This is a genomic window from Bradyrhizobium sp. USDA 4449, assembly GCF_054056275.1.
Map to the genome: position 1 here is coordinate 4,292,959 of NZ_JBSRYD010000001.1, position 13,602 is coordinate 4,306,560.

The window sequence follows — 13,602 nt, forward strand, 5'->3', positions numbered from 1 at the left end:
TCGATGATTGTCGCAACGGAGGCCGACGAATCCTCGCTGCATTATCGCGGCTGGCGCGTCGTGCTGGCCTGTTTCCTGATGGCCTTCTTCATGTTCGGCTTCGGCCTCTACGGCCAGGGCGTCTATCTTGCCGAACTGCAGCGCGCTCATGGCTGGCCCGGCACGCTGGTGTCGGCGGCGAGCACATTCTCGTTCCTGTTGACCTCCGTGCTCGTCATCTTCACCGACGATCTGCTCGCCCGCATCGGGCTGCGGGCGTTGATCCTGTTCGGCCTGGCGGCGCTCGGTGCATCGACTGCGCTGCTGGGGCTGATGCACTCGCCCTGGCAGCTTTATCTCGCCTATGCGCTGATGTCGGTGGGCTGGACCGGAATGGGCTCGGTGGTGATCGCGACGGTGCTGAACTCCTGGTTCGAGCGGCGCCGCGGGCTCGCGCTGAGCCTTGCCTTCAATGGCGCCACCTGCGGGGGCATCATTCTGGTTCCCGCCTTGCTGGCGTTGAGCGCCAGTATCGGCTTCCGCTCCGCCATGCTGGCGGCCACCGCCGTGATGGTGGTGCTGGTCTTGCCCGTGATTGTCGTCTTCACCAGCTGGCCGGTCGAGGCGCCGCGGCATGCGGCGGCAACTGTCCCCGGGGATCGGGCAGCCCGACATTCCCGCAAGGCCTTGCTCGCCAGCGCGTCTTTCTGGACCATGGTGCTGCCGATCGCGATCGCGCTGCTGGCGCAGATGGGTTTCATCATCCATCAGGTGTCGTTCCTCGAACCGCTGATCGGCCGCGCCAGTGCAGGTCTCGCGGTCACCGTCATGGCGACGATGGCCGTGGTCGGCCGGCTGACGCTCGGCGCGTTCGTGGACCGGCTCGAACCGCGGCTCGCGTGTGCCGCGTCGATGACGAGCCAGGCGGCCGCGTTGTTCGTTCTCCTGCAAAGCCAGAACCCGATCGTTCTGCTCGCCTGCTGCGCCGCTTATGGCTTCTCGATCGGCAACATGATCACGTTTCCCCCCTTGATCATCCAGCGCGAGATCGGCAGCGCGACCTTCGCGGCCGCGATGGGGTTGGGGACGTCGATCAGCGGCATCGTCAGCGCATTCGGACCCGGCATCGTCGGCCTCGTGCACAGCATGACCGGCAATTACACCACGGCGTTCGGGATGTGCGTGGTGCTGGATGTGATCGCGGCCGGCATTGTGCTGTGGCGGCCGGGGAAACGCGCGAAGCTCGCAGCCTCGTAGCCGAACGACGCTGCGCGACGCGGCTGCAACTTACCCCAGCAGCACCGCATCCGCCGCCGCGACCGACTCCGCGCTCTCAGTCACAGTGCGCTCGAGGCTGCCGGCCTGTACGGTGATGTTCTCGGCGAAGAAGCGCGCCAGCGCGACGTAGCGCGCGGCATGGGTGTTGCCGTCGGACTTCGCGGCGAGTGCTTCGGAGGCCAGCATGCAGCCGCCGAGCGTCGCGCCGAACTGTTGCAGATAGGGCGTCGCGCCGGCGAGCGCCTCGTTCGGTGCCGTCGTGACGCGTTCGAGCAGCCATTTGCTGGTGCGCGTCAGCGCCTCCAGCGCCTCGCGCAACTTCACGCCCGTGGTGCCGAAGGCGGGATCGTTTGAGGCTTCGACCTGCTTCACGATTGCCGACAATTCCTCGATCAGCGTCCAGACCGACGCGCCGCCATTGGCCGCAAGCTTGCGCGTGACGAGGTCGATGGCCTGGATGCCGTTGGTGCCCTCGTAGATCGTGGTGATGCGGGCATCACGATAATGCTGCGCGGCGCCGGTCTCCTCGATGAAGCCCATGCCGCCATGGATCTGCACGCCGAGATAGGCGACCTCGTTGCCGATATCGGTGGAATAGCCCTTGGCCATCGGGGTCAGCAGCGCCGCGCGCGCGGCGGCGTCAGCCCGCACCTTGGGGTCCTTGGCGCGCAGCGAGACGTCGAGCGCGACGGCGGTGGCGTAACAGATGGTGCGGGCGGCGGCGGTCTGCGCCCGCATCCGCATCAGCATGCGCTTGACATCGGGATGCACGAAGATCGCGTCCGAGCCGTCGCCCTTCTTCCCAACGGCGCGGCCCTGCTTGCGCTCCTGCGCATAAGCCAGCGCCTGCTGATAGGCGCGTTCGGCGATGCCGACGCCCTCGAGGCCAACGCCGAGGCGGGCCTGGTTCATCATCGTGAACATGCAGCGCATGCCCTGGTTCTCTTCGCCGATCAAGAAGCCGATCGCGCCGCCATGATCGCCCATGGTCATGGTGCAGGTGGGCGAAGCGTGCATGCCGAGCTTGTGCTCGACGCCGCTCGCAAAGATATCGTTGCGCGCACCGAGCGAGCCGTCTTCATTGACCATGAATTTCGGGACGAGGAACAGCGAGATCCCCTTGGTGCCGGCGGGCGCGTCCGGCAGGCGCGCCAGCACGAAATGCACGATGTTGTCGGTCATGTCGTGCTCGCCATAGGTGATGAAGATCTTCGTCCCCTTGATGCGATAGGTGCCGTCGGCCTGCCTTTCCGCACGGGTGCGCAGCGCACCGACGTCGGAGCCGGCCTGCGCCTCGGTGAGCTGCATCGTGCCGGTCCATTCGCCGGAGACGAGCTTCTCGAGATAGATCGACTTGAGCTCGTCGCTGCCATGCGCCTCGAGCGCTTCGATGGCCGAGGCCGTCAGCAGCGGGCAGAGGCCGAAGGCGATGTTGGAGGCGCTCCAGATTTCGGTACAGGCGGCGTTGATCGCCAGCGGCAGGCCCTGGCCGCCGAAATCCTCAGGCCCCGAGACCGCATTCCAGCCACCCTCGGTCCAGCGCCTGTAGGCGTCGGGCCAGCCCGGCGCGGTCGTGACCTTGCCGTCATCGAGCTTGATGCCGTGCTCGTCGCCGACCTTGTTGAGCGGCGCCAGCACGTCGGTCGCGAACTTGCCGGCTTCCTCCAGCACGGCCGCGACGATATCGCCGTCGAAATCGCCGTAATGGCCGGCGTCCATCGCGGCCTTGAGGCCGGCGCCGTGGTTGAGCGACAGCAGCATGTCAGAGATCGGCGCGCGGTAGGTCATGGCTCACTCCCGAGGACAGGTTTGGCGCCGTATTCCCATGAAACGGGGGATGTCTCAATGGGCCGGGCAGGGCAGGCGCGGGCGGCGGCATCGGGCCATGATGAGTGTGGCCGGGCCGGCCCCGGCCCCGTGGTATTTTGCCCCTCCAGGCGGTTGAAATGCCGCGTCGCACCCTATAGACCGGCTGCGACCAGAGGGATTCTGCGGGTGTCGGTCCGTCCGCAGTGCCCTTCGTAGCCTGATGGGGCGTAGCCAAGCGGTAAGGCAGCGGATTTTGATTCCGCCATTCGGAGGTTCGATCCCTCCCGCCCCAGCCAGATTCTAAGCGGTTCGATTCATTGTCGAAACAGGTGAATTTCAGCCAAACATTTGACGCGCATTTGGAGGAGGTTTCGATTCCCGATCCGAAATCATCTTAGGCTGCATCGGGCCTGAAGGGTGAGCGTTGGACGAACGGTCCCGCCCGATTGCGGACATGGGCTGGTGGCAGTAGATTCCGTCCTTGGCATCCATTGGCTCGCTGGAATCGCATCTGGGAGAAGCGTCATGCAGGTTGCCGCGGCACGCCGAGGCCGAAGAGGTGCCGAATCTTCGGCCTGCCTGAAGGCGGCCCTCGCCGGCGCAATCTGCCTCTGCTCAACGGGCTTTGTCCTTGCCAAGGATGACGATGATGGCGATGGCGCCGCGAAGACCCCCAACATTTACCTAGATCTGAGAACGTCGTACGCTCGCGTACCTGCCGGCGCGCTGCCGATCGGTTTTGGCAACCCTGCTCTCGTCACGGCACTGCAATCACTTGCGCTATCCAGAGCCAACAGTTCGGCGCCCCTAGGCGCCTTCTCGCTGCCGTCGGCTCAGAGCGCTGTGGTCGATCTTCCCATGACCGTTGATGTAACTGATGGCGTCTCACTCTATGCCGGTTTGTCAGCCAGTTCGACCAGTACCGACCTGGCCGGCTGGTCGCCATTGACATTAAGCAGCTGGAACATCGGGTTTCAGGCCGATCTCCACAAGCAGAATGGTGGGGCCATTCCAACCCTGACTTGGCAATCAACGATCACACGGGCGATCCCCAACGGGCCGCTAGCCACGACGACGTTCAACAACATCTTCGAGTTCGACTACGCATTCGACAAGGACGAGACCCGCGGATTGCTCGCCGGAGTTCAAGATGTACATGTTGCAATCGGCAACCAACTGGCTCGCATCCATCCGAGCATCACTGGCTATGTCGGCGGCTACTACCAATGGCCCAACAACTGGAAATTCATCGGCCGCGTCGGTGTACAGTCGTTCGGGGGCGCTGAGCTTCTGAGTCTCGTACGTGTACAGTCCTTTACCGAGCCCGTCGTGCGATTCGACCTCGATCGTATGGATGACAATGACAACCGCCTGTTCGGCGTGACCGCAGAGATCATGTGGGTGCCAAAGCCGGCCTACCAAGTCACTTTCAGGACGCCGCTTTATTTCGTGCGCAACTGAGCACGCGCGACCGTCAGCGGCCTGATGCTTGTCGGCGAAGTTCGTCGATAAGGGACGACAATGTTCAATCGTCCGGCGTCAACCATGCATCTCATACTCGTGCAACGAAATCCGGGTCTCGCGCCGCTTCCATGATAATCGAAATCGCAGTGAGCCCGATGAGCGCTTCGGCCTGTTCGGGCTCACATGCTTGAGCCTAAGTGCCGGCTACCTTTTGAACGCCGGGCGGCGACCAGCTGCCGTTAATGATCGATGGCGACTTCTCGTTCGGCCAGTACATCCGCAACATCAACACGAACTTGCCGGCTGGCGCCGGCGGCCAGTTCGATTCCTTGTCAGTTCCAGGCGATTCTTTCTGAATGTAAATATCCGTGGAACCGTCTGCATTGGGCTTGAGGCTTTGCCGGGCACTGATCGAGTAGCGGTTGATCGGATTCGCCACGAAGAAATAGTTCTCGTCGTACATTGTGAGTGACCAGAAGCCGCCAACCGGCGGAAGTTGTCCCTTGGGAAAACGCAGGACATACCTGTTGCTTCCGACGTAAGCCTTACCATCGGCCCCTTTCTGAGACGTCGGATAGCAGGCGTCCTGAATGCGATTGGCACCGAGACCAATTGCCGTGACGAAGGCGCGATTGAGATACTCGGTGCCGTAGATGCCGGTTTCCGTGTCGAACATCCAGCCATTGACGTTCTTGACCGCCTTGTTGGCCTTGAACTGCAGCATGATCCGGTCGAAGGCGACCTGCGGAATGCGCTTGGCAAATGCGGCGTCGAGCTTGCTGGCATCGAAATCTTTGCCGGGAACCAGGCCGATCCCCGCAAATTTCGCCATTTCCGCTGCATCAGCCGGGGCGGGTGGATTGCGCTTCATCAACTGAGCAAGAAGCGTGAAATAGGCAACAGCGTCCATGCGGTTCACCTGATCGCGCACCGCCGTCTTCATGTCGATGGAAGGATCGACCTTGCCCGCTGGCGGCGCGAACGTCTTGCCATAGGAGCTCAACGGCACGAGCTTGAACTCATCCTGCGCAGCATGAACGGCCGCATAGTCTTCGGGTGTGCCCGTGCAATAGATGCGCCCCAGAATCCAGACGATGCTGGTCGGCGACTTGTACTCCTTGACGCCTGCCGGAAGCGTCCCCTTCCATCCGGGGCCCGTGATTGCGTACGTCTGAGCCTTGGTGCCCGTGGTTCGTTTTCCGGGGACCTGGAAGACGTTCGTCCATCCATCAAGCATCGGAAACAGGAAATAACGGTCCTTCATGTCGGGCATGCTCAGGACCCACGGCTCGTCTCCGACATCGAGCCATGCCGTGGTGTAGAGTGTGTCGGCATTCGGAGCTGTGACATCCCGGAAGCTGGCATCGGGATAGGAGCGGAGCTTGATGAATTGCCCCATCGGACCTCGTGTGCCCTCGACCGCGGAGACGTTCGTGATCACCCGGCGGGTCACCTCCATCGTCACCAGCGGATAGCCATAGACATAGGCATCGGTGGCGAGCCAGAAGTCTTCACCGCCCTCGATCGCACGAAGTAGCGGACCTTCAAAGTCGGCGCGGCTCGAAGATAGCGCGAGAGTGGAAAGCGCGGTGCTCAAAGCAGCGGTCATAAGACGGCGGCGTGTGAAACGCATGAGCTTGCTCCGGTGTTTTGACTATAGATACGGCATGAGAGAGTCAGACCTGAGGTCTTCGAGCGAACTTTCATTCGTTGTAGGCGCACGCTGACCTGGCGCGTAACTGCACGCTTGTAGTGAAGGCCTGCGAAACATGTCGCGCGTTGATGCAAGTCAACGGCGCTGCTCGTCGCGTCTCCGCGTGCGTGCTGCGTCGAAAATGCGTTGTGGGACGCGGGCATGAAATCTCATCTTGGTGTCCCGATACTGCCTACGCACCGCTTCGGCTGATCGTCACGCCTGAACGGTGGGTATGGCTGGGACAGCCACGATCCGCTAGATCTGATTTCCACCGCCTTCGACGCTGGCAGAAGCTTCAGCACGAGCGGCGACGTCTTTGGTGGCACGATTGGCGCCCAGATACAGCAGGGCTATGTGTCGGACAGCCATTCACGCTCCGTGACCATAATCGTGTCTTGCGCGCTGGCCGTCGCAACGACAGCCCCTGCATACGCCGAGAGCAGCGCAAAGCCCGCGTACTGGTCTCACGGACGGGACAATCCGAGCGGGACCGGGTCTGCTTTGCGCCAGGATTTATTCGATCGTAACAACCCGAATAACTTGCGATCAGACCTGCCTAGCCCCGCCAGCTCAGCCGGCGCAGTCTCGCTGAACTGATCGGAGTGTCGTGATTTTCCGATGGTTCGTTTGCGCTAGGTCAACGTCTGCGGCGTCTGGGCAGATAACATCATCACGACGCATTTCGTCTCTGGTGAAGGGAGAGTAAAATGCTACTTGCGCTGTTTGCCACCGCTTTGTCAGCAAGTGTGCCCGTGACACCTGTTTCCGACCGCGTTCCTTCATTGAATGTCGAGGCGCTTTGCAAGGCGACAGCCGACACTGACAAGGCGATGAACCTTGCCGAGCCTCAAAGCGCAGCCAATTGCATGCGGGACGAGACCGCTGCCAAGCAACAGCTTGATTCCATTTGGCAGGCCACGTCCGTTGCACTCCGCAATCGGTGCGAGGGCGAGGCCACGGCCGGCGGCTTCCAGAGCTATGTCGACCTTCTCACCTGCATCGAGATGGCCGACACGGCAAGTGCGTTGTCGCCGACGAGTCCTCTGAAGGGAGCGAGCAGGAACCGCAACAAGCAATAAAGACGCCCGACCCTTCAATGTCGCCACTGGCGGTGTTTTAACACGAAATTCCTGTGGGGTGCGCCAGCGTACGACGACGTTCCTGACCTGCGCTAGAGTTGTTTGATCTGGTGCTCGTCGGATCGCGCATTTTGCAACAGTCGAAGACTACGTTCAGGTCCCGCCGCCGCAAGCCTATTTCGAACCCCATCGCACCGCGTTGGATGAGCTCGCCTCGGCGAGCTTGGCCAGCTTGTAGGTTTTGATGTGGGGGCGAACGGCCAGACCTGCTCGGTCAAATGACCTTGTGCGCGGGCGATGTTCCGCAGTGCGACGGCGAGATCGATCACCCACCGCCGAGTGTCAACTTCAGCTTCCACCGTGTGCGCCCAAAGCAGTTGACAAAGATCAAGGCATGACCATTGATAAGGCAATCTGCTGTAGCGGCTATGTGTCTGCTATAATGGACATAGAGGTGTGACATATGGCAATGAATGTGAAGGCAGTAGTGCTGGGTCTCATGGCGACCGCGTCCGTCGCCCTTCTCCCGAACGGCGCGATGGCGGCCAAGCTCGACGACGTGCTGGCACGCGGCAAGCTCGTGGTGGGCACCGGCTCGACCAACGCGCCCTGGCACTTCAAGGACGCCTCCGACACCCTTCAGGGCTTCGACATCGACATGGCCAAGATCATCGCCAAGGCACTGTTCGGCGACGCGAAGAAGGTCGAGTTCGTCAACCAGTCGTCTGACGCGCGCATCCCCAACATCACCACCGGCAAGGTCGATATGACCTGCCAATTCATGACCGTGACCGGCGAGCGCGCCCAGCAGGTCAACTTCACGATCCCGTACTACCGCGAGGGCGTTGGCCTGTTGCTAAGGGAAGGCGGCCAGTACGCCGACTATGCCGCACTGAAGGCGGCCGGCTCGTCCGCGACCATCGCCGTTCTTCAGAACGTCTATGCCAAGGAACTCGTCCACAAGGCGCTTCCCGAGGCGAGCGTCGACCAATACGAATCGCAGGACCTGCTCTACCAGGCGCTCCAGTCGGGCCGCGCGGACGCCGCCGCCACCGACCAGTCGTCCATCGCCTGGTACCTCACGCAGAACCCCGGCCAGTACAAGGATGCCGGTTACGGCTGGAGCCCGCAGACCTACGCCTGCGCCGTCGCCAAGGGCGATCAGGACTGGTTGAACTTCGTCAACACCGCTCTGCACGAGGCGATGACGGGCGTCGAGTTCGACACCTATGCGGCCTCCTTCAAGAAGTGGTTCGGCAAGGATCTGCCGCCCCCGGCGATCGGCTTCCCGGTCGAGTTCAAGTAACCGACTGGGCCGGAGGTCCAGGCTCCGCGCCCGCACCGCCCCCACGCCCGAGCGAGTGATCCCGATGGGATACACCCTGAACTTCAACGCCGTCTGGCGGAACTTTGACGACCTCCTCTGGGGTCTGGGCCTCAGTCTCACCCTGGCCTTTGTGGCGATCGGGATCGGCTGCGCCCTCGGCCTGATACTCGCCTTCGGGCGGATCAGCCGATCGCGGCTCCTGTCGGTGCCCTCGGGCGCCTACGTCACCCTGTTCCGCAACCTGCCGCTTCTCGTGATCGTCCTGTTCTCCTTCTTCGCGCTGCCCCAGCTTGGGCTGCGCCTGTCGAAGGGGAACTCGTTCGTGCTGGCGCTGGCCCTGTATTCGGCGGCCTATCTGGCCGAGGTGTTCCGCGGCGGCCTTCTGGGCGTCCCCAAGGGCCTGCGCGAGGCGGGCCTCGCTATCGGCCTGACGGAAGGGCAGATCCGCTGGCACCTCGTCCTGCCGGTGATGTTCCGAGCCGTCTTGCCGGCGCTGGGGAGCACCTTCATCGGCCTGTTCAAGGACACCTCGCTCGCCGCCGCGATCGCGGTGCCCGAGCTGACCTTCGAGGCGCGTAAGATCAACGTCGAGACCTTCCGCGTGATCGAGACCTGGATCGTGGCGAGCGGGCTCTACATCGCGACCTGCTCGATCCTGGCCGCCCTTCTGCGCCGCGCCGAAGTGCGGCTCGCCGTTTCGAGGTAAGGCCGCGTGAACCCTCCTCTCTCCTTCTTCGAGATCGTCTGGCTCGCGCGCTGGCCGTTGCTCTATGGCCTCGGCACCACGGTCGCGATCTCCGCCCTTGCCATTCTGGGCGGCACGGTGCTCGGCACCGGCCTTGGCCTCGCTCTCACCTATGGCAACCGTTCCGTGCGGGGGATCGCCCGCGTCTACACAGACGTGATCCGGGGGACGCCGGTCCTCGTCCTGGTGCTTGCGAGCTTCTACATTCTCGGCACGGTCGGCCTCGACCTGTCCGCCTTCCAAGCTGGCGTCCTTGCGCTCACCCTGTTTTGCGCCTCGCATGTCGGCGAGATCACACGCGGGGCGCTGCAAACCCTGCACAAGGGACAAACGGAGGCCGCCAAGGCGATCGGCTTGACATTCGGGCAAACCTTTCGCTACGTGCTCGGCCCGCAAGCGTTGCGTCTGGCTCTCCCGCCGCTCATCAACACAGCGGCTGAGATGGTGAAGGCGTCGACGCTTCTCTCGGTCATCGGTGTTGCCGAGCTTCTCCTGCGCACGCAGGAGGTCATCAGCCGCGCCTTCCACAGCCTCGAGTTCTATCTCCTCGCCGGCTTCCTATACTTCCTCGTCAACTTCGCCATCGAGCGCCTCGGCCGGTACGTCGAGCGCCGCGTGAGCCTCGCGTGAAAGGCGATTCCATGACCGCGAACCTTCTGGAAATCCGGGACCTACGCAAAAGCTACGGTCCGGTCGAGGTGCTCAAGGGCGTCGACTGCGACGTACGGGCGGGCGAGGTGATCTCGATCATCGGCTCGTCGGGCTCCGGCAAGACCACGATTCTGCGCTGCGTCAACATGCTGGAGGAGTTCGATGGCGGCACAATCCGCGTCGACGGCGAGGAGATCGGCTATTCCACCGCCGGCGGTCAGCGCAAGCGCAAGGCCGAGAAGGAGATCGCCCGCCAGCGCGCGCTCACCGGCATGGCCTTCCAGCAGTTCAACCTGTTCCCGCACATGACGGCGCTGGAGAACGTCACGCTCGGCCTGACGCTCGTGCGCAAGATGGGCCGCGAGGAGGCGCGCGCCCTCGGGGAAAAATGGCTCGACCGCGTCGGTCTCCTCCAGCGCAAGGACCACTACCCCGCCAAGCTCTCCGGCGGCCAGCAGCAGCGTGTGGCCATCGCGCGCGCCATAGCCATGAGCCCGCGCCTGATGCTGTTTGATGAGGTGACCTCGGCGCTCGACCCCGAACTCGTGGCGGAGGTCCTGCAGGTGGTGCGCTCGCTCGCCGAGGACGGCATGACCATGCTTCTCGTCACCCACGAAATGCGTTTCGCCTACGAGGTGTCGAGCCGCGTCATCTTCATGAACGGCGGGCGCATCGGCGAGGAGGGGAACCCGCGCGAGATGTTCGCTGCCCCGAAGACCGAGCGCCTCGCCGCCTTTCTCCAATCCTCCCGCTTCAACTGACAACTACATACAGCATGACTCTCAAGCTATGGAGCCGGCCTACACATCCGTCGTGTCGCGCGGATTTTCTGAGTTATTTAGGTAGCCCGCTAGCAGTCGCTTTCTAGCTGAGTACCCTCCCGCCCCAGCCACGGACTCGCCATAGGGCCGTGTTGAAGCACTCGGTGGTCTGCCACTCCCGCGCTGCGTCGTTATTCGCCTGATGATCCATCGTGATCAGTGCCACGTCGAAAGCAATCCGCCGATGCAGCACGATTTGCGCCTGGCGCCCCGGTTTCGCTCAAATGCCGAAGGTCAGTTGCGGCTCGGCATCGTCTCCGACCTGCAGGGACGACAGCGACACCCCCAGGAGCCTGACGCGCTTCGGCAACGGCATCTCGATTTCGAGCAGGCCGCAGGCGAGGCGCTCCAGTTCGTCCCGGCCTCCGACCGGCGCAGGCACGGACCTGCTGCGCGTGATGATCTCGAAATCGGCGAACTTGATCTTCAAGATGACGGTGCGGCCGCGGCTGCCTGATGTCTCGCAATGGCGCCAGACCTTGTCGACGAGAGGACTGAGCTTGACGACCAGCGTGTCGAAGTCGTCGAGGTCGGTCGAGAACGTGGTCTCCGCGCCGATGGATTTGCGGATCCGGTTGGCCCGCACCGGCCGTTCGTCGACACCGCGGGAGATCCAGTAGTAATAGGCGCCCGACTTGCCGAAATTCGCGTTCATGAACTCCAGCGTCTGGTTGCGGATGTCGAGACCGGTAAACAGGCCGAGCGCATTCATCTTCGCGCTCGTCGCCGGTCCGATCCCGTGGAATTTGCCGACGGGCAGCGTCTCGACGAAGGCGGCTCCCATCTCGGGCGAGATCACGAACTGGCCGTTGGGCTTGCGGTGATCGGAGGCGAGCTTGGCCAGGAACTTGTTGTAGGAGATGCCCGCCGACGCGTTGAGGCCGGTCTCGGCCTTGATCTTCTCGCGGATTCGTAGCGCGATATCGCGAGCGAGGGGAATGCCCTGCAGGTTCTCCGTCACGTCGAGATAGGCCTCGTCGAGGGACAACGGCTCGATGATCTCGGTGTGCTCGGCGAAAATCTCGCGGATCTGCCGGCTGATCGCCTTGTAGATTTCGAAGCGCGGCTTCACGAAGATCAGGTCGGGACATTGCCGTTTCGCGGTGACCGACGGCATCGCGGAGCGAACGCCGAATTTGCGCGCTTCATAGCTCGCCGCCGCGACCACGCCGCGCTCGGCCGAGCCGCCGACGGCGACCGGCTTGCCGCGCAGCTCAGGATGATCGCGTTGTTCCACCGACGCGTAGAAGGCATCCATGTCGATATGGATGATCTTGCGAACGCGCGCTGCCTCGCCTTCCATGATGCCGGATTCTCTCATACGCCAATGATACAATCCGGCCGAGAGAATCGCGAGGTGGCCCGTGCTTCAGCTGTTGATCCTGGTCGTCGTCGTGGTCGGACTCGGCTGGCTCATCGGCGTCACCAATCTTCCTGGTCCTTGGTATGCGGAACTGGCAAAGCCTTCCTTCGTGCCGCCGAACTGGGCGTTTCCGGTCGCCTGGACCATCCTCTACATCCTGATCGCCGTCGCCGGCTGGAGAACGCTCCGACGCGAGCCCCGAGGGAGAGCCATGGCGTTCTGGATCGCGCAGCTCGTCCTGAACTTCGCCTGGTCTCCTCTCATGTTCACCATGCACCGGATCGGAACTGCGCTCGCGATCCTGTGCGGTCTGTTCGCAGCGATCGTCGCCTATATCGCTCTCGAACTGTCACGAGACGGGCTGGCGGCCGCACTGTTTGTGCCCTATGCCGCCTGGGTTGCCTTCGCCGGCGTCTTGAATGCCGCGATCTGGAGCCTGAACTGAGGTGCCGGTTTTGCGGCCGCAGTCCTACCCTTCGTATTGATCCGGCCCCATCGCCCAGAATGCCTGATCGTGGCCGTAGGCATAGTTGCGGTTGTTGACCGCAGGATTGCGATTGACCATCGGCCGCATGAACATCGGATGCGTCGCGCTGCGCACCTCGTGCTCGACCGTGAACAGAGGCTTGCCGCTGTCGAGATCGACGATGTCGCAGAAGCGGTATTGATATTGATTGTCCTCGCGGGAGATCAGGTCGCGCGCCAGCAGCTTGCGATAGGGGCCGGAGAAATCGGTGATGTACATCTGCACATGGTGGCCGTCGTAATCGGGCTGTGGCCGATCGGTCTCGCGGAACAGGAGATGCTGGTCGCGGCCGGTCTGCACCGCCGCAACCTTGCCGTCACCGTTCCGAAGGGTCGCGGGCATGCCCATGATCTCAGGATAGAAGACGCAGATCGCCTGCGCCGCTCCGGGCGGTACGTCGAACTCGACATAGGGGATGCCGAGCGCGATGCGCCCGAAGCGCGCCGCATCGGGCTCGTGGACGCGGATCCGGTTGCCCCAGGGACAGACTGCTTCGACATAATCGTTATGCTCGGCATACGCGAAGGCTGTGCCTTCGAGCTTGTTTTTGACCGAAGCCAGGCGTGCCAGCAGCGCTTCGCGGCCCTCGATGACGAGCCCGGTATGGCCGCGCAGGACCTGCGGCTTGCCCTGGGGCAGATGAAACTGGCTCCGGCCAGCGTTGACCCACATGTTGGTGTCCGACACCATCAGATAGGGATCGCGCGTCAGCCCGAGTCCGGTGACATAGAACAGCGTGGCGAGGCGCTGGTCCGGAACGGTGATATTGACGTGCTCGAAATGGATGGCGTTGCCGAGATCTTCTGCGGATCGATCGAATTGTTGCGGCATGGCTGTGCGCTTCTCGCTGGAGGGACTGCTGGC

General features: G+C 62.9%; 12 protein-coding genes, 1 tRNA gene and 1 pseudogene. 10 read left to right on the forward strand and 4 right to left on the reverse strand.

Translation table 11 applies throughout. The features are described 5' to 3' along the window. Window positions 1-3: 3 nt before the first annotated feature. Window positions 4-1,236: an MFS transporter gene (locus ACVIIW_RS20065; protein WP_456702304.1), complete on the forward strand. Its 1,233-nt coding sequence runs from the start codon at window positions 4-6 to the stop codon at window positions 1,234-1,236. 30 nt (window positions 1,237-1,266) lie between these two features. Here the strand turns inward: ACVIIW_RS20065 and ACVIIW_RS20070 are convergent, their stop codons facing one another. Beyond that, window positions 1,267-3,045, reverse strand: coding sequence for an acyl-CoA dehydrogenase (locus ACVIIW_RS20070; protein ID WP_456702305.1), 1,779 nt, complete (start codon window positions 3,043-3,045; stop codon window positions 1,267-1,269). Between the two features lie 242 nt (window positions 3,046-3,287). Here ACVIIW_RS20070 and ACVIIW_RS20075 point away from each other — a divergent pair. Further along, window positions 3,288-3,362: transfer RNA gene (locus ACVIIW_RS20075), tRNA-Gln, on the forward strand. Between the two features lie 229 nt (window positions 3,363-3,591). Continuing rightward, window positions 3,592-4,527, forward strand: a complete 936-nt coding sequence (locus ACVIIW_RS20080; protein ID WP_456702306.1) for a hypothetical protein — start codon at window positions 3,592-3,594, stop codon at window positions 4,525-4,527. A 196-nt stretch (window positions 4,528-4,723) separates the two neighbouring features. Here the strand turns inward: ACVIIW_RS20080 and ACVIIW_RS20085 are convergent, their stop codons facing one another. After that, a complete protein-coding gene (locus ACVIIW_RS20085; RefSeq protein ID WP_456702307.1) occupies window positions 4,724-6,163 on the reverse strand; it encodes a DUF1254 domain-containing protein in 1,440 nt (479 codons plus the stop codon). A gap of 770 nt (window positions 6,164-6,933) precedes the next feature. On the opposite strand from ACVIIW_RS20085, the gene ACVIIW_RS20090 reads away from it, so the two are divergent. The 6 genes and pseudogenes from ACVIIW_RS20090 (at window position 6,934) to ACVIIW_RS20115 (ending at window position 10,789) form a co-directional block, all read left to right on the forward strand. Continuing rightward, window positions 6,934-7,305 carry a hypothetical protein gene (locus ACVIIW_RS20090; protein ID WP_456702308.1) on the forward strand — a complete coding sequence of 124 codons (372 nt, stop codon included), beginning with the start codon at window positions 6,934-6,936 and terminating at the stop codon, window positions 7,303-7,305. A gap of 124 nt (window positions 7,306-7,429) precedes the next feature. Continuing rightward, window positions 7,430-7,528, forward strand: a pseudogene (locus ACVIIW_RS20095) (antirestriction protein ArdC); the annotation flags it as partial. 276 nt (window positions 7,529-7,804) lie between these two features. Beyond that, window positions 7,805-8,611: a transporter substrate-binding domain-containing protein gene (locus ACVIIW_RS20100; RefSeq protein WP_456705204.1), complete on the forward strand. Its 807-nt coding sequence runs from the start codon at window positions 7,805-7,807 to the stop codon at window positions 8,609-8,611. 64 nt (window positions 8,612-8,675) lie between these two features. Then, window positions 8,676-9,338, forward strand: a complete 663-nt coding sequence (locus ACVIIW_RS20105) for an amino acid ABC transporter permease (RefSeq protein WP_456702309.1) — start codon at window positions 8,676-8,678, stop codon at window positions 9,336-9,338. A gap of 6 nt (window positions 9,339-9,344) precedes the next feature. After that, window positions 9,345-10,007 carry an amino acid ABC transporter permease gene (locus tag ACVIIW_RS20110; RefSeq protein ID WP_456702310.1) on the forward strand — a complete coding sequence of 221 codons (663 nt, stop codon included), beginning with the start codon at window positions 9,345-9,347 and terminating at the stop codon, window positions 10,005-10,007. Between the two features lie 11 nt (window positions 10,008-10,018). Next, window positions 10,019-10,789, forward strand: coding sequence for an amino acid ABC transporter ATP-binding protein (locus tag ACVIIW_RS20115; RefSeq protein WP_456702311.1), 771 nt, complete (start codon window positions 10,019-10,021; stop codon window positions 10,787-10,789). A 280-nt stretch (window positions 10,790-11,069) separates the two neighbouring features. Here the strand turns inward: ACVIIW_RS20115 and dinB are convergent, their stop codons facing one another. Beyond that, entirely contained in the window at window positions 11,070-12,170 is a 1,101-nt protein-coding gene (gene dinB / locus ACVIIW_RS20120) for a DNA polymerase IV (RefSeq protein ID WP_456702312.1), read from the reverse strand. 43 nt (window positions 12,171-12,213) lie between these two features. On the opposite strand from dinB, the gene ACVIIW_RS20125 reads away from it, so the two are divergent. Next, window positions 12,214-12,657 carry a TspO/MBR family protein gene (locus tag ACVIIW_RS20125; protein ID WP_456702313.1) on the forward strand — a complete coding sequence of 148 codons (444 nt, stop codon included), beginning with the start codon at window positions 12,214-12,216 and terminating at the stop codon, window positions 12,655-12,657. Between the two features lie 24 nt (window positions 12,658-12,681). On the opposite strand, the gene ACVIIW_RS20130 is transcribed toward ACVIIW_RS20125, so the two are convergent. Next, on the reverse strand, window positions 12,682-13,569 hold the full coding sequence (locus ACVIIW_RS20130) for a VOC family protein (protein WP_456702314.1): 888 nt from the start codon (window positions 13,567-13,569) through the stop codon (window positions 12,682-12,684). Between the last annotated feature and the right edge of the window lie 33 nt (window positions 13,570-13,602).

Coding starts and splice junctions, on each gene's coding strand:
- ACVIIW_RS20065 (WP_456702304.1), top strand. CDS start 4: ATGATTGTCGCAACGGAGGCCGACGAATCCTCGCTGCATTATCGCGGC.
- ACVIIW_RS20070 (WP_456702305.1), bottom strand. CDS start 3,045: ATGACCTACCGCGCGCCGATCTCTGACATGCTGCTGTCGCTCAACCAC.
- ACVIIW_RS20080 (WP_456702306.1), top strand. CDS start 3,592: ATGCAGGTTGCCGCGGCACGCCGAGGCCGAAGAGGTGCCGAATCTTCG.
- ACVIIW_RS20085 (WP_456702307.1), bottom strand. CDS start 6,163: ATGCGTTTCACACGCCGCCGTCTTATGACCGCTGCTTTGAGCACCGCG.
- ACVIIW_RS20090 (WP_456702308.1), top strand. CDS start 6,934: ATGCTACTTGCGCTGTTTGCCACCGCTTTGTCAGCAAGTGTGCCCGTG.
- ACVIIW_RS20100 (WP_456705204.1), top strand. CDS start 7,805: ATGGCGACCGCGTCCGTCGCCCTTCTCCCGAACGGCGCGATGGCGGCC.
- ACVIIW_RS20105 (WP_456702309.1), top strand. CDS start 8,676: ATGGGATACACCCTGAACTTCAACGCCGTCTGGCGGAACTTTGACGAC.
- ACVIIW_RS20115 (WP_456702311.1), top strand. CDS start 10,019: ATGACCGCGAACCTTCTGGAAATCCGGGACCTACGCAAAAGCTACGGT.
- dinB (WP_456702312.1), bottom strand. CDS start 12,170: ATGAGAGAATCCGGCATCATGGAAGGCGAGGCAGCGCGCGTTCGCAAG.
- ACVIIW_RS20130 (WP_456702314.1), bottom strand. CDS start 13,569: ATGCCGCAACAATTCGATCGATCCGCAGAAGATCTCGGCAACGCCATC.